This is a genomic window from Niveispirillum sp. FG156, assembly GCF_057809555.1.
In genome coordinates this window covers 50,678-73,609 of the sequence record NZ_JBMDKE010000014.1, presented here as the reverse complement: position 1 = coordinate 73,609, position 22,932 = coordinate 50,678, and the positions used below count along the sequence as shown (strand labels likewise).

Below are 22,932 nucleotides of genomic sequence, written 5' to 3'. Positions count from 1 at the left end.
CTTGGCTTACGCGCACATGAGTGCCCGGGCCGGCGGTCGCCGGCCTCCAATGGGCATGGACAATGCCCATTGGGATAACACCTTTGCCCCCTTGTCCGCCCGACAGGTGTTTCCAATATGAACCGTGAAGGATTGGTCACCGTGAAGTCACAGGGCAGACCCGGAACCTTCCCTTATCTTTTCCGTTGGGGCGACAGGGGCACGAACAGGCCGGCAATGGTGCCGGCAGGAGGACGCACATGTCATGGCCAAGCGGAATGCTGATCACACCCGCCGAACGGGCGGCCTTGCTGGGTCTGGACCGGCCCGAAACGGTCAATGCGGCCAGCCTGTGGCAGGTGCGCCGCCCGCGCGGTGTGGACCGGCGGGAGGTGAGTTTGCGGCTGGATGGTGATCTGGTCGACTGGTTCCGCCGTCATGGCGGGGGCGACCGGGCCATGCAGGCCCGCATCAACGCTGCCCTGCGCGCCTATATGGCCGACCATGATGATGGGGAGTGAGCGGGAAGGTTGCTCCCGCCGCGCCATCCCCTATGATCGGGCGATCCTTCGGCCAGGAGCGTTCGCCCATGACCAAGTTCGGTATCGGACAACCCGTCACCCGCAGTGAAGATACAAGGCTGCTGCGCGGCACCGGGCGTTATACGGATGATGTGCGGGTGCCCGGCCAGAAGGTCGGCTATGTCCTGCGCAGCCCGCATGCCCATGCCGCCATTCTGTCCATCGATACCGCCGATGCCGCATCCATGCCCGGCATCCACGCGATCTTCACCGCCGCCGACCTGAAACAGGCGGGTATCAAGGATATCCCCTGCGTTGTGCCGTTGCGCGTGCGCGCGGGCACCACGCTGCATATGAAGCACCGGCCCGTCCTGGCCGATGGCTTTGTGCGCCATGTGGGCGAGCCTGTGGCCTTCATCGTGGCCGACAGCCTGTATGAGGCGATGGACGCCGCCGATGCGGTGATGGTCGATTACGACATGCTGGATGCCGTGGCCGATACCGCCGCCGCCCTGACCCACCCGGCCCAGGTGCATGGCGATGTGCCCGCCAACCTCGCCTATGACTGGGAAAAGGGGAACCGGACGGCGACGGACGATGCCTTTGCCAGGGCGGCGCGCGTGGTCCGTCTGGATCTGATCAATAATCGCCTGTCGGCCAACCCGCTGGAAGGCCGGGCCTGTCTGGCCGACCATGATGCCGGGGCCGATGTCACCCGCCTGACCGTGGGCAGTCAGGGCGTGCATGACATGCGCGACATGCTGGCCGGTGTGTTTGGCGAGGACCCGGCCCGGTTCCATGTGCTGACGCATGAGGTGGGGGGCGGATTCGGGATGAAGCTGTTCTGCTATCCCGAATATGTGCTGGCCTGCTTTGCGGCGCGGAAACTAGGCGCGCCGGTGGCGTGGACCAGCAGCCGGGCGGAGGCATTCCTGTCCGATGATCATGGCCGCGACAATGTCAGCGTGGCCGAACTGGCGCTGGACGCCGATGGCCGCATCCTGGGTCTGCGCGCCGACATCATCGCCAATATGGGGGCATATCTATCGAACTACGCCACCTATATCCAGACCGATGGCCAGACCAAGATGCTGTCGGGCGTCTATACGATCCCGGCCATCTATGCCCGCGTTCGCGGTGTCTATACGCATACGCAACCCGTGGACGCCTATCGCGGGGCGGGACGGCCGGAGGCGGCATATCTGGTGGAACGGCTGATCGACAAGGCGGCGCGGGAGATCGGGCAGGACCCCGCCGCCTTCCGCCGGCTGAACATCATCCCGCCCGCCGCCATGCCCTATCGCACGCCGATGGGTCATGTCTATGACAGCGGTGATTTCGCGGCCACCTTGGATGCCGCGCTGGAACGTGCCGACCGGGCCGGGTTCGCCGCGCGCCGGGCTAAGGCGCGGGAGCAGGGATGCCTGCTGGGCCTGGGCATCGCCACCTATATCGAGGCCTGTTCCGGCGGCGCGCCGGAGGCGGCGGAACTGCTGGTGAAGCCGGACGGGTCCGTCCTGCTGCTGATCGGCACGCAATCGAACGGGCAGGGGCATGAAACGGCGTACAAACAGGTCATCGCCGAGGTTCTGGGCATTGCGCCCGACGCCATTGCCATGGTGCAGGGCGACAGCCAGCGCGTGAAGACCGGCGGCGGCACCGGCGGGTCGCGCTCCATCCCCACGGGCGGTGCCGCCGTGCGCGACGGGGCGGCTGACGTGATCAGCCAAGCCCGGCCCGTGGCGGCAAAGCTGCTGGAGGCCGATGCGGATGCGCTGCGGTTTGAGGTGACGGGGGAGGGCGGGGGCTTTGCCGTTGCCGGCTCCAACCGCTTCGTTCCCTTCACGGAGGTGGCGGCAGCGGCCACGCCCGATTCAGACGGCAATGTCTTCCGGGGCAAGGGCACGTACAGCCCGCCGTCCAACACCTTCCCCAATGGCACGCATGTCGTTGAAATCTCGGTCGAGATCGATACCGGCGTGCCGCGTATCGAGCGTTACACCGTGGTGGATGATTTCGGCACGGTGCTGAACCCGCTGTTGCTGGAAGGGCAGGTGCATGGCGGTATCGCACAGGGGATGGGGCAGGCGCTGCTGGAACTGATCCGCTTTGATACTGAGTCGGGGCAGTTGCTGACCGGGTCCTTCATGGATTACGCCATGCCGCGCGCCGATCATCTGCCCATGATCGATTTCTCCCTGCGGCCTGTGCCCTGCACCACCAACCCCCTGGGCCTGAAAGGGGCGGGGGAGGCAGGCGCCATCGGTGCCTGTCCCGCCATCATCAATGCCCTGGTTGATGCCCTGGCCGACCAGGGCGTCACCCATGTCGATATGCCCGCCACGGCGCCCGTGCTGTGGCGTCTGATCCATTCAAGCAAGGCCGCGCAGGCGGCGTGACGAGAGTTTGAGAATGCTGTCTTCCGAAGAACTGGCGGCCCTGCTGCCCACCGTCCGTACCGCCGCCGAACAGGCCTCCGCCGCCATCCTTCGCCATTATGAGGCGGGGGCGGAGGCAACCGCGAAGGCCGATGGCAGCCCCGTCACCGCCGCCGACAATGATGCCGATGCCATCATCCTGGCAGCATTGCGCCAACTGACCCCCGATATCCCCGTGGTAACGGAGGAGGAGGTGTCGGCGGGCCGCATCCCCGATATCAGCGCCGGCACCTTCTGGCTGGTCGATCCGCTGGACGGGACCAAGGAATTCATCAAGCGCAATGGCGAGTTCACAGTGAATATCGCCCTGATCCAGGGGGGCGAACCGGCGCTGGGCGTGGTCATGTTGCCCGTTGGCGGCACAATCTATGCCGCCGCCGGTCCCGGCACCGCCGTGCGCGGGGGGGCGGGGCAGAAGGATGAACCGATCCAGGTGCGCGCAGTGCCGGCGGTGGGCCTGACCGTCCTCACGTCGCGCAGCCATGCCGACAATGCGGCGGTGGATGAATTCCTGACGGGCCGGCGCGTGGCAAACCGGGTGGCGGCGGGCAGCTCCCTTAAATTCGCCCGTGTGGCCGAAGGGGTGGGCGATGTCTATCCCCGCCTGGGCCCCACCTGTGAATGGGATATCGCGGCGGGCCATGCCGTCCTGATCGGGGCGGGCGGATCGCTGACCCTGCTGGATGGCGAGCCGTTCCCCTATGGCAAGGCGCCGACCTTCCTGAACCCGCATTTCGTGGCCTGGGGCGGGGCATGACGGGGATGCGATCCCCGTCACATCGCTGATGTCCCATCGCGCCTACATATGACCTGACCCTTTCATCCACAGGAACCTTCCCCATGTCCCAGTATGATTTCGACCTGTTCACCATCGGCGCCGGCTCTGGCGGGGTGCGGGCGTCGCGGATTGCGGCGGGGCATGGGGCGCGGGTGGCGGTGGCGGAGGAACGCTATTTCGGCGGCACCTGCGTCAATGTCGGTTGTGTGCCGAAAAAGCTGCTGGTCTATGGTGCCGAATATGGCCAGGCCTTTGCCGATGCCGCCGGCTTCGGCTGGACCGTGGAGAATGTCCGCCATGACTGGAACGCCCTGATCGCCGCCAAGGATACGGAGATTAACCGCCTGAACGGCATCTATCGCCGCCTTCTGGACGGGGCCGGCGTCACCATCTATGAGGGCCGCGCCACCATCGTGGACGCCCATACGGTGGAGGTGAATGGCAGCCGCGTGACGGCGGAACGTATCCTGATCGCCACCGGCGGCTGGCCGGAACTGCCGTCCGAACCGGGTGCCAAGGAATATGGCATCACGTCGAACGAGGTCTTCTATCTGAAGACCTTCCCGCGCCGTGTGGTGGTGGCCGGTGGCGGCTATATCGCGCTGGAGTTCGCCAGCCTGTTCAAGGGCCTGGGCGCGCAGGTGACGCAGCTTTACCGGGGCGGCCAGATCCTGCGCGGATTCGACACGGATGTGCGCGACTTCGTGGCGGATGAGGTGCGCAAGGCCGGCATCGACCTGAAGCTGAACACCATCATCACCCGCATTGAAAAGGTTGCTGGCGGCCTGATCGCGCATCTGTCGGACGGGACCGTGCTGGAATGCGACGCGGTGGTCTATGCCATCGGGCGCAAGCCCATGTCCTATGGTTTGGGGCTGGAGAATGTGGGTGTGGAAACCGACAAGGCCGGCGCCATCAAGGTCAATGACCAGTATCAGACGTCGGTGCCGTCCATCTATGCCCTGGGCGATGTCACCAACCGCGTGAACCTGACGCCGGTGGCCCTGGCGGAGGGGCATGTGCTGGCCGACCGCCTGTATGGCAACCGCCCGCGCGATGTGAATTACGACAATATCCCCACCGCCGTCTTCTCCATCCCGCCCGTGGCCACCGTGGGCATTACGGAAGAACAGGCCCGCGCGACCCTGCCCGGCGGCGTGGATATCTACCGCACCAATTTCAAGCCGATGCGCCATCAGCTCTCGGGCCGTGATCAGCGCACCTTCATGAAGCTGGTGGTGGACCGCGCCACGCAGAAGGTGGTGGGCTGCCATATGGTGGGCACCGACACGCCGGAAATGATCCAGGGCATCGCGGTGGCCATGAATGCCGGGGCCACCAAGCAGGTCTTCGACAACACCATCGGCCTGCACCCGACCGCGGCGGAGGAGTTTGTGACGATGCGGACGAAGGTGCCTGACGCGGTTTGAGCCGGCACTGTCGTTCCCTCACCCTCCCAAACGCTGGCGCGTTCGGGCCCCTCCCTCTCCCACGTTCGTGGGCGAGGGATGAGGATTTTGCCCCTCGCCCGCTTGCGGGAGAGGGAGGGGCCCGCGCCGGAAGGCGTGGGAGGGTGAGGGAACCACGTCCCACAAAACCGCAAACACAAAAAGCGCCGCCAGGATGCCCCGGCGGCGCTTTTCGTTTGCCTTGCGGCCAAGCTGCTTACTTCAGGCCGAAGCTCTGGAAGCGCTTGTTGAACTTGGCGATCTGGCCGCCGGTGTCCAGCAGCTTCTGCACGCCCGTCCAGGCCGGGTGGGACTTCGGATCGATGTCCAGACGCAGCGTGTCGCCGGCCTTGCCCATGGTGGTGCGGGTCTTGAAAGAGGTACCGTCGGTCATGACAACGGTGATCTCGTGGTAGGCGGGGTGGATATCAGGCTTCATGGTCGGCAGTCCCTAAATCGAAGCCGCGCTTATATACAAAGCCCGGGGTTAAGGCAACCCCATCCAACCCTGCAAGGATGCAAGGCTGGGCTGATCACATTCGGCGCGGCAGCTATGTCAACGGGGCGTTGTTATTGCCCTGACGCGGCCATGCGGTTACCACGGGATGGCGTCGATTTCCACCCGCTTTCTCACTTGCGGAGCAACTTCCTTGGTCTTTCGTGACAGCAGCGCCGACCGTACCGCCCCCGAAGGCCGCCAGCGCCGCGATTTGAAGCCTTTGCGCATGCTTTGGCCGTTTTTGAAGCCCTATCGCGCCCGGATTGCGGGGGCCACGGCGGCGCTTGTGGTGGCGGCGGGGACCGTTCTGGGCCTGGGCCAGGGCTTGAAGGCGCTGGTCGATCATGGATTCGCGGCGGGCAATGCCGACCTGCTGAACCAGGCGCTGCTGGTCCTGCTGGTCGTGATCGTGCTTCTGGGCGTCTCCACCTTCAGCCGATTCTACCTTGTCTCCTGGATCGGGGAGCGGGTGGTGGCCGATATCAGGCGCAAGGTGTTCGACCATCTGGTCACCATGTCGCCCGCCTTTTTCGAGACGACGAAGACGGGCGAGATCCTGTCGCGCCTGACCACCGACACCACCCTGCTGCAACAGGTGATCGGCACCAGCGTGTCCATCGCGCTGCGCAATTCCCTGATGCTGGTGGGCGGTCTGGCCCTGCTGATGCTGACCAGCCCGAAACTGACGGGTCTGGTGCTGCTGGTGGTGCCGCTGGTGGTGGCGCCCATCGTGATCTTCGGGCGCAAGGTCCGCACCCTGTCACGCGCCAGCCAGGATGCCGTCGCCACTATCGGCACGCGCGTGGATGAGGTGCTGGGCGGTATCCGCACGGTGCAGGCCTTTGGGCGTGAACCGCTGGAGATCGACCGGTTTGCCGTGTCGGTGGAGGATACGGTCAAGGTCTCGCTACGCCGGATCAAGGCGCGGTCCTGGCTGACCATGCTGGTCATCATGCTGGTATTCGGGGCCATCGGTACCGTCCTGTGGATCGGTGGGCATGACGTGATTGCCGGACGGATCAGCGGCGGGCAGTTGTCGGCCTTCATCTTCTATGCCGTCATGGTGGCGGGCGCCGTGGGTGCCCTGTCAGAGGTGGCCAGCGATCTGGCCAATGCCGCCGGGGCCACGGAACGGCTGTTCGACCTTCTGTCCAAGGTGCCGGATATCCGGGCACCGGCCCATCCGCTGCCCCTGCCCACACCCACGAAGGGGGAGGTGCGGTTTGACGGGGTGCGCTTCAACTACCCCTCGCGGCCCAAGGATAGCGCCCTGGACGGGCTGACCTTGACCGTGCGTCCGGGGGAGCGCGTGGCCCTGGTCGGGCCGTCGGGGGCCGGCAAGACGACGATCTTCCAGCTGCTGCTGCGATTCTATGATCCGCAGCTTGGTTCCGTGCGGTTGGATGGGGTGGATATCGCCCAGGCCGCGCCGGCCGACCTGCGGTCACGCATCGGCATCGTGCAGCAGGATTCGGTGATCTTCTCCGCCAGCGCCATGGAGAATATCCGCTATGGCCGCCCAGAGGCCAGCGATGCCGAGGTGCGGGCCGCCGCCACGGCTGCCCATGCGCTGGAGTTCATTGAGGCGATGCCGGAAGGGTTCGACACGTTCCTGGGCGAAAAGGGTGTGCGCCTGTCGGGCGGGCAGCGCCAACGCATCGCGATTGCCCGCGCCATCCTGCGCGATGCACCCGTGCTGCTGCTGGATGAAGCTACCTCGGCGCTGGATGCCGAAAGCGAGCGGGTGGTGCAGGAGGCGCTGGAAACCCTGATGAAGGACCGCACCACCCTGATCATCGCCCACCGGCTGGCCACCGTCGTCAATGCCGACCGCATCGTCGTGCTGGACGGGGGCAAGGTGGTGGAGGAGGGGACGCATGAGGAGTTGCTGCGCCAGGAGGGGCTGTATGCGCGGCTGGCGGCGTTGCAGTTCGCATGAGGGGGGGGCGTGGTTCCCTCACCCTCCCAAGCCCTGGCGGGCTTGGGCCCCTCCCTCTCCCACGTTCGTGGGCGAGGGGTAAAGTTTTCGCCCCTCGCCCGCTTGCGGGAGAGGGAGGGGCCCGTCGGCGTCAGCCGATGGGAGGGTGAGGGAGCGACGCCCCGGACCCTCACGCCCCTGCGATCACCTTGTTGAACGCCTTCACGGCGGCAGCTGCACCATCAGGATGGTTCCAGACCCCGCCGCTGACGGCCAGGAAGTCGGCACCGGCATCGACCAGCACGGCGCAGTTTTCCACCGTGATGCCGCCGATGGCGACGCAGGGCACTTCCATCATCTCCTGCCACCAGGACAGGATCTCCGGCTCGGCCCGCGCCTTGGGGTCCTTGGTGGCCGTCTCGAAGAAGGCCCCGAAGGCGACGTAGTCGGCCCCATCCTCACCGGCCACCATGGCCAGATGCCGGCTGTCATGGCAGGTGACGCCGACAATAGCGTCGCGGCCCATGATCTTGCGCGCCTGGGCATAGGGGGTATCCTCCTGCCCGACATGCACACCGTCACAGCCGCCGGATGCCGCCAGGTCGGGCCGGTCGTTCAGGATCAGGGCCACCTCGCGGCCCTGCACCACGGGGCGCAGCGCGTCTATGGCGCGGCGCACAACATCATCGCCCACATCCTTCAGCCGCAACTGCACGCAGGCCACGTCACCCGCATCCAGCGCCGAGGCCAGCAGGGTCGGGAAGGTGGAAAGATCGATCTTGGGCGGGGTGATCAGGTAGAGGCGGCAGTCGGACATGGTTTTCTCTGAGGCGAAACAGAAAGGGTCCGGCATGGAGAACCACGCCGGACCCCGAACTGGACCTATATAGCAAGGGTCAAGCCTGTTGACCCTTGCTATCCGCGCCGACCGGCGCGGCGCCGCACGTGCGGCGTGAGCCAAGCCGCCGGATGGCGGCGCCCGGCGCCTGAGGGAACAAGGCTAAAACCCTTATTCCTTGTTCTGGTAGATGCGCACCAGCTTGTCCAGCAGGGCCAGAGCGTCTTCGCGGCTACGCTGGAAGGCGTTGCGGCCGATGATGGAGCCGTTGCCGCCGCCGTCGCGGATGGCGCGGGCATCCTCATACACCGCATCCTCGCCCTTGGCAGCACCGCCGGAGAAGACGACGATGCGGCGACCGTTGAAGCAGGCCTGGGTGACGTGCTTCACGCGGTCGGCCAGGGTCTCGCGCGGGATAGCGTGCTTTTCATAGATCTTGCGCGCCTCGTCCTGTTCCAGGTCGGCGGTCGGCAGCTTGACCTTGATGATGTGGGCGCCCAGCAAGGCGGCCATGTGGGCGGCGTACGCGTCGACGTCCAGCGCCAGCTCACCCTTCTTGGAGATGTCGCCGCCGCGCGGGTAGGACCAGATGACGGTGGCGATGCCCTTGGACTTCGCCTCCCGCGACAGCTCGCGGATTTCCTCATACTGGCCGAACATGGCGTCAGAGCCGGGATAGATGGTGAAGCCGATGGCAGAACAGCCGAGGCGCAGCGCGTCGTCGACGCTGGCGGTCACGGCCTGATCGGCATTTTCCTTCTGACGCGACAGGCTGTTGGCGCTGTTCATCTTGAGGATCAGCGGGATGGAGCCGGCGAAGGTGGCAGCACCGGCTTCCAGCGGGCCCAGCGGGGCGGCATAGGCCGACAGGCCGGCATCAATGGCCAGCTGGAAATGGTAATGCGGGTCATAGGCGGCTGGGTTCATGGCAAAGCTGCGGGCCGGCCCATGTTCGAAACCCTGGTCGACGGGCAGGATCACCAGCTTGCCGGTGCCGCCCAGGCGGCCTTCCATCAGGATGCGGGCGAGATTGGCCTTGGTGCCGGGATTGTCGCTCTCATACCAGGAAAGGATTTCCTTAACGCGGCGGGTCAGCTTCATCTTCGTTTTCCTGCCATTTCTGCGGGCCGGCGGCCCCTATGTCGGTGCGGGTTTGATATCCCACAGGCGGGTGTAAAGCAACGTGACGGCGTTACGGGGTAATCTCTGAAATTCCGTTACATTTATTTGAAATCAAGGACTTGGGTCAGGTGTTGCCGTAGGGTGGCACCACGGTTGCGCCGCCAGCACACCTCTGTCACAGGCTGGGACAGGCGGTGAAGGCGGGCGCTATGCGCCTCTGTCAACGATGTCAGGCGCGTGTCAACGCTGTCACCGATTCCAGGTCCGGGCGAAATGGCGATGTCGGTGCAGCCGGCGCGCAATGCCCCCAGCACCAGACCCGGCAGATCGGCACAATCCAGCACGGCCAGGAAGGGGCCGGTTGCAATATTACCCCATGCGTTCTGCAGCCCCGCCCACCAGCCGGCCCCGGCCAGACCTGTGATGCCGGGATGCGAAACCAGCCGCACGGGCCGCCCGTCCGCGATCTCCAGCACCATGCGACCGGCCTCCAGCCCGTCCACACGGATGGCGGGGGTCTGTGACCAATCGATGTCGGGCGGTGTCATAGGGTCGTTCCGCGGGTGGCGATGCGTTCAGGAAAGGACATTGCCGCGGAGGATGCAAAAAAAATCGCTGCCCCTGTCGGGAAGGGCAGGGCACCATCGTCCTTGGAGCATGGTTAATCAATGCTGAGGGAGGAATCCTATGTATGTCGATGGCTTCGTGTTGCCCGTGCCGAAGGATAAGATCGATGCCTATAAGGAACTGGCGACGCTGGCGTCCCAGGTCTGGATGGAGCATGGGGCCCTCTCCTATGTCGAATGCGTCGCCGATGATGTTCCCTATGGTGAGGTGACGTCGTTCCCCCGATCGGTTCTGGCCACGGAAGATGAGATCGTGATCCTGGCCTGGATCACCTATCCATCCCGCGAGGTGCGGGATGCCTGCAATGCCAAGGTCATGGCCGATCCGCGCATGCAATGCGATGTCGGCTCTGCGCCGTTTGACACCAAGCGCATGTTCTTCGGCGGTTTCACGACGCTGGTGGTCGCTTAAGTATATTGCCCGGCCCCTGGACCTGCCGCCCTGTTCGTTCTACCTCCTGATGTGGAGAGAAGGGCAAGCAAGGGGGGGCGGCATGGTCCGGGGTGTGGGATTGCTGGCCGGTGTCATGGCCATGGCGTTGGCCGGGCAGGCGGCGGCGCAGATCGTGGTTGGAAAGCCCACCAAGACGGCGACGGTGCGTCCGCGCGCCCTGGAACCGGCGCCGCGGGAGAATATGGGCGGCAAGCTGCTGGCGACCGGTGGCGTGACGCAGGTGGAAGGGGCGGGCGGTGGCGGCCTGACGCCCTGGGCCGTCATCACCGGGTACGGAACCGATGATCAGGTGGGGGCTAATGCCTTCCTGACCAAGGTCTATGCCGATGATTACCGCCTGACCGCCTATGGCGGCGCCATCGGCCTGTTCGACCGGGTCGAACTGTCGGCGGCCAAGCATGTCTTCGACACGCGCCAGGTGGGCGCCGCCCTGGGTCTTGGCAAGGGGTATGAGTTCCGACAGACGGTGCTGGGCGCCAAGGTGCGGCTGTTCGGCGACGCCATCATCGACCAGGATAGCTGGGTCCCGCAGGTATCCGCCGGTATCCAGTACAAGGACAATGAACGCGACAGCCTGTTGAAGGCCATTGGTGCCCGCAGCGGCAATGGCACGGACTTCTATGTCTCGGCCACCAAGCTGCTGCTGGAATATAGCCTGCTGCTGAACGGTACCGTCCGCATGACCAAGGCCAACGAGATCGGCATTCTGGGCTTCGGCGGCACCAGCAATGGCTATGAACCCATGGTCGAAGGCAGCGTGGGGTACCTGATCAACCGCAACTTGCTGGTCGGGGTAGAGTACCGGTCAAAGCCGGACAATCTGGCCATCGTCAAGGAAAGCGACTGGGTTGATGTGTTCGTGGCCTGGGTGCCGACAAAGAACGTCTCCCTGACCGTCGCCTATGCCGACCTGGGCACCGTTGCCATCCGGGACAAGCAGAAGGCGCTGTATCTTTCGCTGCAAGTGGGGTTCTGACGCCATGGCAAACCTGAAACACCTGCTGCTGGCCGGGCTTCTGGCGGTTTCCACCCCGGCCCTGGCCGCCGACACCGCCGCCTTCGACGCCTTTGGCGGCAAGGCGGGGATCGACCGTGTGTCCGCCGACCTGGTGGCGCGTTTGGTCGCTGATGCCAAGATCGGCACCTTCTTCAAGGACAGCAACCCGGATCGGCTGCAAAAGATGCTGGCGGAGCAGTTCTGCGCCGAACTGTCCGGCCCCTGCACCTATACCGGCCAGACCATGCAGCAATCCCATATGCGGTTCGAAATCCGGCGGGAGCATTTCAACCGGCTGGTGGAGCTTCTGCAGGAGGCGATGATCAAAAATAACGTGCCGTTCTGGGCGCAGAACAAGCTGCTGGCCAGGCTGGCGCCCATGGCCCGCGACGTCATGCACAATGCCGAGCGTACGGGCCTGCCGGTTGCCCCCCTGGCACCGCCGCCCAAGCCGGAATGAGATGATGGCGCCGTTCCCGGTGGGGGTGGCGCCATTTTTCGGGCCAATTACTTTTGCTTTGACTTAATTAAGTAAATACAGAAATATTATCCCATGGACAGCTTCACCGCCCTTGCCGACCCGACGCGCCGTTCGATCCTGGAAATGCTGGGGCCGCGCGCCCTTGCCGCCGGGGATATCGTCAGCCGGCTTCAGGCCCAGGGTGGCATCAGCGCCCCTGCCGTGTCCCAGCATCTGAAGGTGCTGCGCGAAGCGGAACTGGTGCGGGTGCGGGTGGAGGGGCAGCGCCGCATCTACAGCCTGGACCCGGCGGGGCTGGACGCGATGGATGCCTGGATCGCGCGGGTGCGCGGCTTCTGGGCGTCGCGGCTGGATGCGCTGGAACAGGCACTGCTGGAGGATCAGGGAGATGAGTGATTTTGGCGTGGTGACAGAGGCGGGTGCCGTGCGGTTTGAACGGCTGCTGCCGGGGCCGGTGGAGAAGGTCTGGTCCTTCCTGACCGACAGCGAGAAGCGGGGACGCTGGCTGGCCTTCGGGGAGATGCAGGGCAGGGTGGGCGCCCCCTTCCGCCTGGAATTTCACAATACCAAGCTGGGGCCGGGCGATACCGACATCCCGGCTAAATATCAGGATAATTGCCAGGACGGCGTCTCCACCCATGGCCGCATCCTGGCCTGGGAACCGGGGCGGCTGCTGTCCTTCACCTGGGCGGAGGAGAACCAGCCGTCGGAGGTGACAATCGAATTGTCACCCGTGGGGGACAAGGTCCGCCTGACCCTGACCCATCGCCGCCTGGACGGGCATGGCATGATGATCAGCGTGGCCGGCGGCTGGCACACGCATTTGGAAATCCTGTCCGCGCAGTTGGAGGGGCGGCTGGCCCCTGGCTTCTGGACCCGGCATACGGCGCTGGAGGCTGAATACGACCGCATGCTTGGTGGGCGGGGTTGAGGGGTCGCGCCATGCGGTGGGTGGGCGGCTGCCATCGGGACAGGCTTGATGTGCAGTGCGGCGGGCGGTGCTTTAATTAATGCACCGCCCGGTACCAACCGGGTGATCGGTTCAGGAACAGCACATCATGCGCAGCGGTGACATCGGGAATATTCCCACCGAACAGGCGGCGGGTGGCCAAGCCCTTGCCCTTGGCGGCGGATTGCCGCCTGGCACCAGCTTTACATGGTTTGTGGTGGTCATGGGCTTCCTGACCATGTTCGGGCCGATGGCCATCGACATGTATCTGCCGGCCCTGCCATCCATCGGCGCCGATCTGCATGCCGATCAGGCGGCGGTGCAGATGACCCTGTCGATTTTCCTGATCGGTTATGGCGCCGGACAGTTGCTGTGGGGGCCGCTGGGCGACCGTTATGGCCGCAAGGGGCCGGCGGCGATTGGCGTGGCTTTGTTCATCCTGGCCAGTGCCGGCTGTGCCCTGGCGCCCGATATCTGGTCGCTGACGGCGTGGCGGTTCCTGCATGGTGTCGGGGCCTGTGCGGCGCCCGTCATCGCGCGGGCCATGGTGCGCGACAGTTTCGACCGTGACCGGGGCGCGTCCGTCATGTCGCTGATGATGTTGGTCATGGCGGTGGCCCCCATGCTGGCACCGCTGGCGGGCGGGCAGGTGCTGGATCATATGGGCTGGCGCGGCATCTTCTGGTGCCTGTGTGTTTTCGGGCTGCTGGCAGGGCTGGGCTTGCTGACGGTTACGGAGACGGGGCGGCCTGTGGGCGCGCGCTCGGGTAGTCTGCTGTCAAACTATGCCCTATTGCTGCTCGACCGGCGTTTCATGGGCTATGCTCTGTCGTCGGGCTTCGTATTTGCCGGGATGTTCGCCTATATCTCCGGCACGCCCTTCGTTTACATCGAATATTTCGGGGTGGCGCCGGAACATTTCGGCTTTCTTTTCAGTGTCAATGTCATCGCCCTGATGATCGCCAATGTCGTGAACAGCCGGCTGGTCCTGCGGTTCGGTGTGGATCGCATGATGGGCTGGGGCATCCTGGCCACCGCCGGCATCGGCGCCGTGTTGATCATCACCGGCGGGTTCGGCATCGGCGGCATTTTCGGCGTGGCCATTCCGCTGTTCTTCTATCTGGGCGCGCTGGGCCTGGTGGGGGCGAACGGTATGGCGGGGTCGCTGGCCGCCTTTCCGCATATGGCGGGTACGGCATCGTCGCTGTCGGGTGCCTTGCAGCTGACCATCGGTGCCGTCGCGGGCGGCATCGTGGGGGCGCTGTCCACCGGTGGATCACCGCTGCCCATGTGCGCCGTGCTGTGCGGCTGCGCCCTGGCCGGGCTGGCGTCCGACCGACTGCTGAAACGCTAAGACCGGTTCCATTGGCATGATCTGCCAATTGTGGGAGAATGGGGCCTGATACGGAGGTGCCCCATGCCCACGCGCAATGTCGTCCTGACCGACCATCACGAAAAGGTGATCGAGGAACTGGTGCGTTCCGGCCGCTACCAGAATGCCAGCGAGGTCCTGCGCGAAGGCATCCGCCTGATCGAACGGCGGGAGGCGGCGGACAAGGCCAAGCTGGAGGCGCTGCGCGCGGCTATCCAAGTGGCGGATGCCCAGATCGCCAATGGCGAGTATCTGGAGTTTGACGAGGAGGGCCTGTCCGATTTCTTTGACAGCATCGAAGCAGAGATTGACCGGCCTGTGACTGTGCCGGTGCGGTGAAAGCTGATGGCGCGATACCGTCTTGCACCCGCCGCCCGTTCCGACGTGGCGGAAATCCTGGTCCACAGCCATCAGATGTTTGGCCCTCTGGCCCGCCGCCGTTATCGCGGCCTCATGGAAACGGCGTTCACGTTAGTGGCGGAGCAGCCCCGGAGGCCGGGTGCCGTTGTGCGTGCTGACCTTGGAGAAGGGCTTATGCAGTTCCATCTGCGCCATTGTCCCAAGCCGACGCTTCTTGACGGACGGGTTCAGCGTCCCCGTCATGCCGTCTATTACCGTGTTGCGGAGCCGGGCCTGATCGACATTCTGCGCGTCCTACACGATCGCATGGACCCCCGCCGCCACGTGGATAACGACAATTGACCGGTGATCTGCTTTCCGGGGTGACGGCGCCATCGGCGCGCGTGCGGGTGCAGCTGCCCTTGCCGCTGCCCGAACCCTATGATTACCGCGTGCCCGGCGACATGGCGCTGGTGCCCGGTTCCTATGTGGAGGTGCCGCTGGGGCCGCGCCGGCTATTCGGTGTGGTCTGGGCCGATGGAGATGGGCCGGGAGAGCGGGTGGAGGAGCGCAAGTTGCGCCCCGTCATGCGCGCTATCGATCTGCCCCCCATGCCGGACATCGCACGCCGTTTCGTGGAATGGGTGGCGGCCTATACGATGTCGCCCGTGGGGGCCGTCCTGCGCATGGCGGTGTCGGTGTCCGCCGCACTTGAGGACCCGCGCGCCCTGACCGCCTATATGCGCAGCGATGCGCCGGTGCCGGACGACCTGCGCCTGACGCCGGCCCGCAAGCGCATCCTGGAAATCTTGTCCGACGGGCCGCCGCGTCTGGCCGCCGATCTGGCGGCGGAGGCGGGATGCGGAACGGGGGTGGTCAGGGGGCTGGCGGAGGCGGGTGTGCTGACCAGTGTGCCCATGCTGGCCCTGCCGCGCTTTCCCCGACCCGACCCGGACGCCAGCCCCAAGACCCTGTCAGGGGCGCAGCGTCTGGCCGCCGATGATCTGTCGGCCAAGGTGACGGCGGGCGGCTATTCGGCCACGCTGCTGGACGGGGTGACCGGATCGGGCAAGACAGAGGTGTATTTCGAGGCGGTGGCCGCTGCCCTGCGCACCGGCAAGCAGGCGCTGGTCCTGCTGCCGGAAATTGCCCTGTCGGCCCAATGGCTGGACCGGTTCGCGCAGCGGTTCGGGGTGCGTCCCGCCGAATGGCATTCGGAAATGGCCCCGCCGCTGCGTCGCCATACCTGGCGCGCGGTCGCCAAGGGGGAGGCGCGGGTGGTGGTGGGCGCCCGGTCGGCCCTGTTCCTGCCCTTTCCCGATCTGGGCCTGATCGTGGTGGATGAGGAACATGAAGCCGCCTTCAAGCAGGAAGACGGCGTCATCTATCATGCCCGCGACATGGCGGTGGCGCGTGCCCATCTGGGCCGGTTCCCCATCGTCCTGGCATCGGCCACCCCGTCGCTGGAAACGCTGGTGAATGCCGAGACGGGGCGGTACAGCCGCATCGACCTGCCGTCGCGCCATGGCGGGGCCAGCATGCCGGACGTCACCCTGATCGATATGCGGCGCAAGGAACAGGCGCCGCCGGCAAGACAATGGCTGTCGCCCGTGCTGCGCGAGGCGCTGGCCCAGACCATGCTGGCCGGCGAACAGGGGATGCTGTTCCTGAACCGCCGTGGCTATGCGCCGCTGACCCTGTGCCGGGGATGCGGCCACCGGCTGCAATGCCCGAACTGTACCGCGTGGCTGGTCGAACACCGGCTGACCAGGCGCCTGCAATGCCATCATTGCGGGTATCAGGCGAAAAGCCCCGATGCCTGCCCGGAATGCGAGGCGGAGGGCAGCTTTGTCGCCTGCGGCCCCGGCGTGGAGCGGGTGGCGGAGGAGGTGGTAAGCCTGTTCCCCGATGCCCGCATCGCCATGATGACATCCGATACCCTGTCCGGGCCGCAGGCTTTGCGCGCGGTGATTGAGCAGGTGAAGGAGGGTGCTGTCGATCTGCTGATCGGTACCCAAGTCATGGCCAAGGGCCACCATTTCCCCATGCTGACCCTGGTCGGCGTGGTCGATGCCGATCTGGGGCTGGCTGGGGGTGATCCGCGCGCCTCTGAACGCACCTTCCAGCTGCTGCATCAGGTGGCGGGGCGGGCGGGGCGCGAGGAACGTCCCGGCCGGGTCATGCTGCAAACCTATATGCCGGAAAACCCGGTCATGCAGGCGCTGGCCAGCCATGACCGCGACAGTTTCCTGGCGGTGGAGGCCGATCAGCGCCGGCAGCTGGAGATGCCGCCCTTTGGCCGCATGGCGGCGCTGATCGTGTCGGGGGAGGATGAAGGGGCGGTGGACGCCATCGCCACCGCCCTGGGCCGGGCCGCACCGCGCGACCGGGAGGATCTGACGATTCTCGGCCCCGCACCGGCCCCGCTGGCCATCCTGCGCGGGCGATACCGCCGCCGGTTGCTGATCAAGGGGCCGAAAACGGTGTCATTGCAACCTATCCTCTATGATTGGCTGAGCAGGGTCGAGGTGCCCGCATCCATACGTGTGCAGGTTGATATTGATCCTTACAGTTTCCTCTAGCGCGTGTGCGGGACCCTTTACCTCCCGGCGGGGAATATTCTACGCTCCATCCCGGTTCAGGTGTTGGGGAACGCCACAGAAGCGGGGAGTGGGAATGCGTGGATTGTGGAGTGCGGCCCGGTTCGCCGGTGCGCTGCTTGTCGGGCTGTATGGTGGCGCCGCACGGGCGGAGGCCGTACCCGAAATCCCGGTGGATTTCTTCGCCCACCAGCCCGTGATGGCCGATGTTGACATGTCGCCCGACGGCAGCCATGTCGCCTTCCTGGCCCCCGTCGGTGGCCGCCAGCATCTGGTTGTGCGCAAACTACCCCTGACCCCGGGTGAGAAGCCCGCCGTCATCGGCCCGTCGGATGCGGAGATCATCGGCTTCGACTGGATCAGCAATGAACGCCTGCTGGTCCGCATCCTGACAACCGAGAAGATGAATACCAGCGACGGTCGCAAGCCCCTGCGCTTTACACGCACCGTGTCCATGTCGCGCGATCTGAAGGAAATGAAGGTGCTGTTGCAGCGCCCGCCCGACAATGGCTATTTCCTGCAGCACACGCCGATCCTGCAATTCATCGATGATGAATATGTGCTGGCCGCCTTTCCCACCGATGATGGTCCGTGGCCGGGTGTGGTGAAGCTGAACGTGATCACGGGGGCCTTTACCCGCGTGCGCCGCCCCATCCGGAACGTCACCGAATATATTCCCGACCCCACGGGCGAAATCCGCATCGCGGAAACCTATGACGACCGCAGGCTGGAAAGCCGGTACCTGCGCCGCGTCGCGGGTGGCGATTTCGAACTGATGATGAAGAACAAGGTGCTGGAGGATGATGGCGGCTTCGGCATTCTGGGCTTTGACGCGTCGGGTCAGAATCTGTTCGTGGCGTCCCGGCACGAGGGCGACCGTTCCGCCGTCTACAAATATGATCTGGCCAATGATCAGATGGGGGAGAAGGTTGCCAGTGATCCGCGTTTCGATGTGAACAGCGCGATCATTCAGCGGGGCGCCGTGGTGGCCATCGCCTGGATGGACGATCTGCCACGCCGGCAATGGCTGGACCCCGCCGTTCAGAAGCTGCAGGACGCGCTGGACAAGGCGCTGCCCGACAGTCGGGAAATCGTGATCGACACGGCGGCCGACGGCAACCTGATCCTGGTCGCCAGCTTCGCCCTGAACGCGCCGACCACTTATCGCCTGTTTGACCGCCGGACCAAGGAGTTCTCCTTGTTCGGTGACACCTATCCCGCAATTCCGCAGGAAAGTGTCAGCAAGCGCCAGCCCATCACCTACAAGGCCACCGACGGCACGGAGATCCCCGGATATCTGATCCTGCCGGTGGGGGTGGAGGGCCGGAACCTGCCCTTCATCATCATGCCCCATGGCGGGCCATTCTCCCGCGATGACGGCACGTTCGACGTGATGGCGCAGTTCCTGGCCAATCGCGGCTATGGCGTCCTGCAGCCCAATTTCCGCGGCTCCACCGGCTATGGCGCCGCCTTCAACGAGGCGGGTGAAAAGCAGTGGGGCGGGCTGATGCAGGATGATGTCACCGATGCCACCAAATGGGCCGTTGCCCAGGGCTATGCCGACCCCAACCGCATGTGCGTCCTGGGCTGGTCCTATGGCGGCTATGCGGCACTGATGGCGGCGGTGAAGACGCCCGACCTGTTCAAATGCGCCGTGGCAACCGCGCCTGTGGCCAATCTGGAACGGCTCTATGACGAGGTGAAATCGTCAGGCTATGGCAACATCACGCGCGGGCTCTATTTCGGCGACAACTCCGACGCGCTGAAACCCATCTCCCCCTATCATCAGGCCGACAAGATCAAGGTGCCGGTCCTGCTGGTGCATGGTGATCTGGACTATCAAGCCTCCGTCGCCCACAGCCGCGACATGCGCCGCGCCCTGGAACGGGCCGGAAAGCCGGTCGAGTATATAGAAATCAAGGGCATGGACCATTCGCCCATCGTCACGGCCCAGATGAAGACCGTATTGGAGGCGTGGGAGAAGTTCCTGAAGACCCATCTGGGTGGGTGATCATTTGGAGCCGGGCGATACGCCTGTGATTAATCTCTTGTCCTGGTTGCTGGCTCTGGCTCAAGCGATAATCCCCCGAATGCAACTTATGGATTTACCAATCTTTAGGCTTATTTTACGCTTTCCTTCGTGACAGGGGGAATGTCACGAAGGAGGGGTGTATGGCGCGCGCGATTGTTGGCCTTGTGGGTCTGCTGCTCTGTTTGCCGCCGTCTGCCGGGGCACAGCAGGCGTCACCCCAGCATCCGTGGGAAATCCCCGTCGCCGCCTTCTCGAACGGCCCGCAATTTCAGGATATCGACCTGTCCCCCGACGGGAAGCGTATCGCCTATCGTGCGCCGTCGAACGGGCGGATGCACCTTTTTGTGCGCAATCTGCCCGTCAACAATGCCGAGCAACCCTCCGTCCTGGCGCCGTCCAACGCAGAGATCGGTGGGTTTGACTGGGTCAATAATGAACGGCTGCTGCTGCGTATGGAATTTACGGAGCGTGTGCTGGTCAATACCCATCTGGGGGAAATGCGTAAGCCCCTGCGGTTTTCGCGGTTGATCGCCATCAACCATGACATGTCGAACCAGGTGGCCCTGCTGCAACGTCCGCCGCTGACCAGCATTTACTATATGAAGGCGACGCCGGTTCTGCAGTTCATCGATGACCGCCATATCCTGGCGCTTTATCCGGCGGCCCGGTCGATCTATCCCGATATCGTCAAGGTTGATGTCTATACGGGTCAGCGCGAGCATGTGCAGTCGGTAACGCCGGGCATTGTGCAATATCTGCCCGATCCAACCGGCAAGGCGCGCGTTGCGGTGGATTATGATGAGGCGGAGGACCGTTTCACCTATCTGCGCCGTACGGAGGATGGCAAATACAAGGTCATAAAGCCACCCGGTGACGATAAGCAGGGGTTCGAACTGCTGGGTTTCTCCAGCGACGGACAGACGCTGTATGCGGCGTCCAGCCATGATGGCGACCGCATGGCCGTGTATGAGTTCGACCTGGAGAAGGAGGCGTTCGGCAAGCGCCTGTCGGATGAAGGCCCCTATGATGTTGACGGTGCCCTGATGTCGCAAGGGGCGATGCGGGGATTTGCCTGGACGGACGACATGGAGGCGGTTCGCTGGCTTGATCCAGGCCGCCAGCGTCTGCAGGATGTCCTCGACAAGGCCGTGCCCGGCAGCCGGGAAATCATCATCGACCAGACCGTCGATGGCCGCCTGACGCTGGTTGCCTCCCTGGCCACCGACGCCCCCACCATTTACCGCCTGTTTGACAAGACGACGAACCGTTTCGATATGATCGGGGACACCTATCCCTTCATTCCCCAGGCGCTGGTGGCGCCCCGCCGGCCCGTCAGCATTCCCATGCGGGACGGGACCAGCATTCCGGGCTATCTGACATTGCCGGTCGGGGGGCTGCCGGACCGTAACCTGCCCTTCATCGTCATGCCCCATGGCGGGCCTTATGCCCGCGACACCGGCTCCTTCGACGTGCTGTCGCAATTCCTGGCCAGCCGTGGCTATGGCGTCATTCAGCCTAATTTTCGTGGCTCCACCGGCTATGGTCGCGCCTTTCAGGACGCGGGTGACAAGCAATGGAACGGGGTGATGCAGGACGATATCGCAGACGCCGCCGGCTGGGTCGTCAGCCAGGGCTATGCCGATCCCAAGCGCATGTGCATCCTGGGCTGGTCCTTTGGCGGCTATTCCGCGCTGATGTCGGCGGTGCGTACACCCGACCTGTTCAAGTGCGCGGTCGCCACGGCCCCCGTATCGAACCTTGTCCGCGTCTATGATCAGGTAAAGCGCGGCCTGCGCCCCGGCCTGTATCAAGCCATGGACCCCAATGCCGATGAAGAGGCCCAGATCGCCATCTCACCCGCCCGTCACGCCGAGAAAATCAAAATTCCCGTGCTGCTGATCCATGGGGAGTTGGATGTGCAGGCCCCTGTCTTCCACAGCCGCGATATGAACAAGGCGCTTCAAAAGGCCGGCAGACCCGTGGAGACCATCCTGATCGAGGATATGGACCATTCGCCCAACAGCACGGAGCAGTTGACGAAGATCCTTTCAGCCTGGGAGCGGTTCCTGGCAACGCATATCGGGACGGCAAGGTAGGGCCGCCGGCTGTGGCCCTGCTTACCGCGCCTTCACCGCCGCCGTCAGCGGTACCAGCTGAAACCCTTTTTCCGGCAAGGTCGGCAGCCATTGGGTCAGGGCCGCGATGGTGACATCGTGGGGATGGCCGATGGCGATGGCCAAGCCGTTCTTCCGCGCGATCTGTTCGACCTTGGCCAGCGATGCCGCCACACCCTGCGCCGTCATCACATGGTCCAGGAACACGTCGCGCGACAGCATCGGCACCTGATAATGGGCCGACAGGGGGCCGGCGGCGGTGTTGGCCGTTGTGCGGCTGTCCAGGAACAGCAGGCCGCGCGCCCCCAGTTCCGCCATCACCACGGCCATGCCCGTGCTGTCGGCGGTGAAGCGGCTGCCCATATGGTTGTTGATGCCGACAAAGCCCTGAAAGGACGACAGGTTGGTGGTCAGGCGCTGACGCAAGGTCGCCTCATCCAGGCGGGTCAGCAGGGCCCCGGGGCCGGGATCATCCTTGCCGGTCGGTTCCATGGGCATATGCACGATCAGTTCATGACCATGCGCGCGGGCCTTGCCCGTCTGCTGCGGCAGGTCGCGGGCATAGGGCAGCCAGGCCAGGGTCAGGGGGCCGGGCAGGGCGGCCACCTTTTCCGACCGGTGCCGGTCCACGCCCATATCGTCAATAACGATCACGATGCGCGGATGACCATTGGGGGCGGGTGCGGCCACCGCGAAATGTTTCCAGGCGGGCGTACCGGCGGGTGCGGCCACCAGCGGGGGCAGGGGGCGCGGGGGTGCGGCGGGAAGGGCGGCCACCTGTGCCGGTGGGGCGGCGGCGGGCGTCGCGGGTTCTACCGATGCCGGCGGCTGTGCGGGGAAACTGGGCGGGGTTGCGGGCACGGGCGGTGCGGCACCGGGGCGGGTGGGCAGGTCGGCGGTTTCCGCCGCCTCCTCGTCGCTGGCATCTTCGGGTTCGTCCGCGCCACTGGCGTCCGCCTCTTCCTCCATCGGGGTCAGGGCGGGGCCGGCGGCCACGGGGTGATAGCGTTCCTGGCCCAGCAGCGCCGTCATCCCCCCCGCCACCAGCACCAAGGCGGCCAGCGCCAGCGCGATGCGCCCGCCGGTCCCCAGGCGCGACAGCCAGAGCAGGGCCAGACGCCGGGCGCGGACCAGATTGTCCCGGCCACGCTTCACGGCCCCCGCCCCGTTGCGCACGCGCGGGCGCTGAGGGCCTTTGCCGCCGGTGCGGGGACGGTTGCTGTTTCCGGCGGGTCGGGGCTTCTGGGGCGGCATGGGGCGAGCGACCTTGGCAACGGGAACTGGAACGATTTACTGCTACAAATACGGGACCCGGCGCAATGCCCCTGCCGCAATGCCGCCCGCCGCCGGGGACAGGGCTGCACAGGCTGGAAATCATCGCTGTCAGTCTGTAGGCTTCGCGGTCCAAGGCCTTGGGGGCCGATAGC

Annotated in this window: 21 protein-coding genes; 16 read left to right on the top strand and 5 right to left on the bottom strand. The window is 65.1% G+C overall.

The window, feature by feature from the left end; genetic code table 11:
- Positions 1-239: 239 nt before the first annotated feature.
- From ACODSP_RS10900 to gor, 4 genes are all read left to right on the top strand, one after another.
- Positions 240-500: a BrnA antitoxin family protein gene (locus ACODSP_RS10900; protein WP_488965620.1), complete on the top strand. Its 261-nt coding sequence runs from the start codon at positions 240-242 to the stop codon at positions 498-500.
- A 68-nt stretch (positions 501-568) separates the two neighbouring features.
- Complete coding sequence (locus tag ACODSP_RS10895) at positions 569-2,899, top strand: xanthine dehydrogenase family protein molybdopterin-binding subunit (RefSeq protein WP_488965619.1); 2,331 nt, start codon at positions 569-571, stop codon at positions 2,897-2,899.
- Positions 2,900-2,912: 13 nt separating this feature from the next.
- Complete coding sequence (gene cysQ / locus ACODSP_RS10890) at positions 2,913-3,695, top strand: 3'(2'),5'-bisphosphate nucleotidase CysQ (protein ID WP_488965618.1); 783 nt, start codon at positions 2,913-2,915, stop codon at positions 3,693-3,695.
- An 83-nt stretch (positions 3,696-3,778) separates the two neighbouring features.
- Positions 3,779-5,146, top strand: coding sequence for a glutathione-disulfide reductase (gene gor / locus ACODSP_RS10885; protein WP_488965617.1), 1,368 nt, complete (start codon positions 3,779-3,781; stop codon positions 5,144-5,146).
- 235 nt (positions 5,147-5,381) lie between these two features.
- Here the strand turns inward: gor and rpmE are convergent, their stop codons facing one another.
- Entirely contained in the window at positions 5,382-5,603 is a 222-nt protein-coding gene (rpmE, locus tag ACODSP_RS10880) for a 50S ribosomal protein L31 (RefSeq protein WP_054166111.1), read from the bottom strand.
- 166 nt (positions 5,604-5,769) lie between these two features.
- Between rpmE and ACODSP_RS10875 the strand changes: the two genes are divergently transcribed.
- Positions 5,770-7,602, top strand: coding sequence for an ABC transporter transmembrane domain-containing protein (locus ACODSP_RS10875; protein ID WP_488965616.1), 1,833 nt, complete (start codon positions 5,770-5,772; stop codon positions 7,600-7,602).
- Positions 7,603-7,771: 169 nt separating this feature from the next.
- On the opposite strand, the gene thiE is transcribed toward ACODSP_RS10875, so the two are convergent.
- From thiE to ACODSP_RS10860, 3 genes are all read right to left on the bottom strand, one after another.
- A complete protein-coding gene (gene thiE / locus ACODSP_RS10870; RefSeq protein WP_488965615.1) occupies positions 7,772-8,398 on the bottom strand; it encodes a thiamine phosphate synthase in 627 nt (208 codons plus the stop codon).
- Positions 8,399-8,590: 192 nt separating this feature from the next.
- A complete protein-coding gene (locus ACODSP_RS10865; protein WP_488965614.1) occupies positions 8,591-9,520 on the bottom strand; it encodes a class I fructose-bisphosphate aldolase in 930 nt (309 codons plus the stop codon).
- 122 nt (positions 9,521-9,642) lie between these two features.
- Entirely contained in the window at positions 9,643-10,089 is a 447-nt protein-coding gene (locus tag ACODSP_RS10860) for a hypothetical protein (RefSeq protein ID WP_488965613.1), read from the bottom strand.
- A 139-nt stretch (positions 10,090-10,228) separates the two neighbouring features.
- Between ACODSP_RS10860 and ACODSP_RS10855 the strand changes: the two genes are divergently transcribed.
- From ACODSP_RS10855 to ACODSP_RS10805, 11 genes are all read left to right on the top strand, one after another.
- Complete coding sequence (locus ACODSP_RS10855) at positions 10,229-10,579, top strand: DUF1428 domain-containing protein (RefSeq protein WP_488965612.1); 351 nt, start codon at positions 10,229-10,231, stop codon at positions 10,577-10,579.
- Between the two features lie 82 nt (positions 10,580-10,661).
- Positions 10,662-11,597 carry a DUF3034 family protein gene (locus ACODSP_RS10850; protein WP_488965611.1) on the top strand — a complete coding sequence of 312 codons (936 nt, stop codon included), beginning with the start codon at positions 10,662-10,664 and terminating at the stop codon, positions 11,595-11,597.
- Between the two features lie 4 nt (positions 11,598-11,601).
- Positions 11,602-12,078 (top strand): group I truncated hemoglobin, encoded by a 477-nt coding sequence (locus tag ACODSP_RS10845; protein ID WP_488965610.1) that lies wholly within the window; start codon positions 11,602-11,604, stop codon positions 12,076-12,078.
- Between the two features lie 93 nt (positions 12,079-12,171).
- The gene (locus ACODSP_RS10840) at positions 12,172-12,495 is read left to right on the top strand and encodes an ArsR/SmtB family transcription factor (RefSeq protein ID WP_488965609.1); all 324 of its coding nucleotides are present in this window, start codon (positions 12,172-12,174) and stop codon (positions 12,493-12,495) included.
- A complete protein-coding gene (locus ACODSP_RS10835) occupies positions 12,488-13,030 on the top strand; it encodes an SRPBCC family protein (RefSeq protein ID WP_488965608.1) in 543 nt (180 codons plus the stop codon). Before ACODSP_RS10840 ends, ACODSP_RS10835 begins: the two co-directional genes overlap by 8 nt.
- Before the next feature lie 127 nt (positions 13,031-13,157).
- Entirely contained in the window at positions 13,158-14,402 is a 1,245-nt protein-coding gene (locus ACODSP_RS10830; RefSeq protein ID WP_488965607.1) for a Bcr/CflA family multidrug efflux MFS transporter, read from the top strand.
- Positions 14,403-14,465: 63 nt separating this feature from the next.
- Entirely contained in the window at positions 14,466-14,759 is a 294-nt protein-coding gene (locus ACODSP_RS10825; protein WP_488965606.1) for a type II toxin-antitoxin system ParD family antitoxin, read from the top strand.
- 6 nt (positions 14,760-14,765) lie between these two features.
- The gene (locus ACODSP_RS10820) at positions 14,766-15,122 is read left to right on the top strand and encodes a type II toxin-antitoxin system RelE/ParE family toxin (RefSeq protein ID WP_488965605.1); all 357 of its coding nucleotides are present in this window, start codon (positions 14,766-14,768) and stop codon (positions 15,120-15,122) included.
- On the top strand, positions 15,119-17,341 hold the full coding sequence (locus ACODSP_RS10815) for a primosomal protein N' (protein WP_488965604.1): 2,223 nt from the start codon (positions 15,119-15,121) through the stop codon (positions 17,339-17,341). Before ACODSP_RS10820 ends, ACODSP_RS10815 begins: the two co-directional genes overlap by 4 nt.
- 94 nt (positions 17,342-17,435) lie before the next feature.
- Positions 17,436-19,370 carry an alpha/beta hydrolase family protein gene (locus ACODSP_RS10810; RefSeq protein WP_488965603.1) on the top strand — a complete coding sequence of 645 codons (1,935 nt, stop codon included), beginning with the start codon at positions 17,436-17,438 and terminating at the stop codon, positions 19,368-19,370.
- Between the two features lie 161 nt (positions 19,371-19,531).
- Complete coding sequence (locus tag ACODSP_RS10805; RefSeq protein WP_488965602.1) at positions 19,532-21,487, top strand: alpha/beta hydrolase family protein; 1,956 nt, start codon at positions 19,532-19,534, stop codon at positions 21,485-21,487.
- A gap of 21 nt (positions 21,488-21,508) precedes the next feature.
- Here the strand turns inward: ACODSP_RS10805 and ACODSP_RS10800 are convergent, their stop codons facing one another.
- On the bottom strand, positions 21,509-22,759 hold the full coding sequence (locus ACODSP_RS10800; RefSeq protein WP_488965601.1) for a divergent polysaccharide deacetylase family protein: 1,251 nt from the start codon (positions 22,757-22,759) through the stop codon (positions 21,509-21,511).
- Between the last annotated feature and the right edge of the window lie 173 nt (positions 22,760-22,932).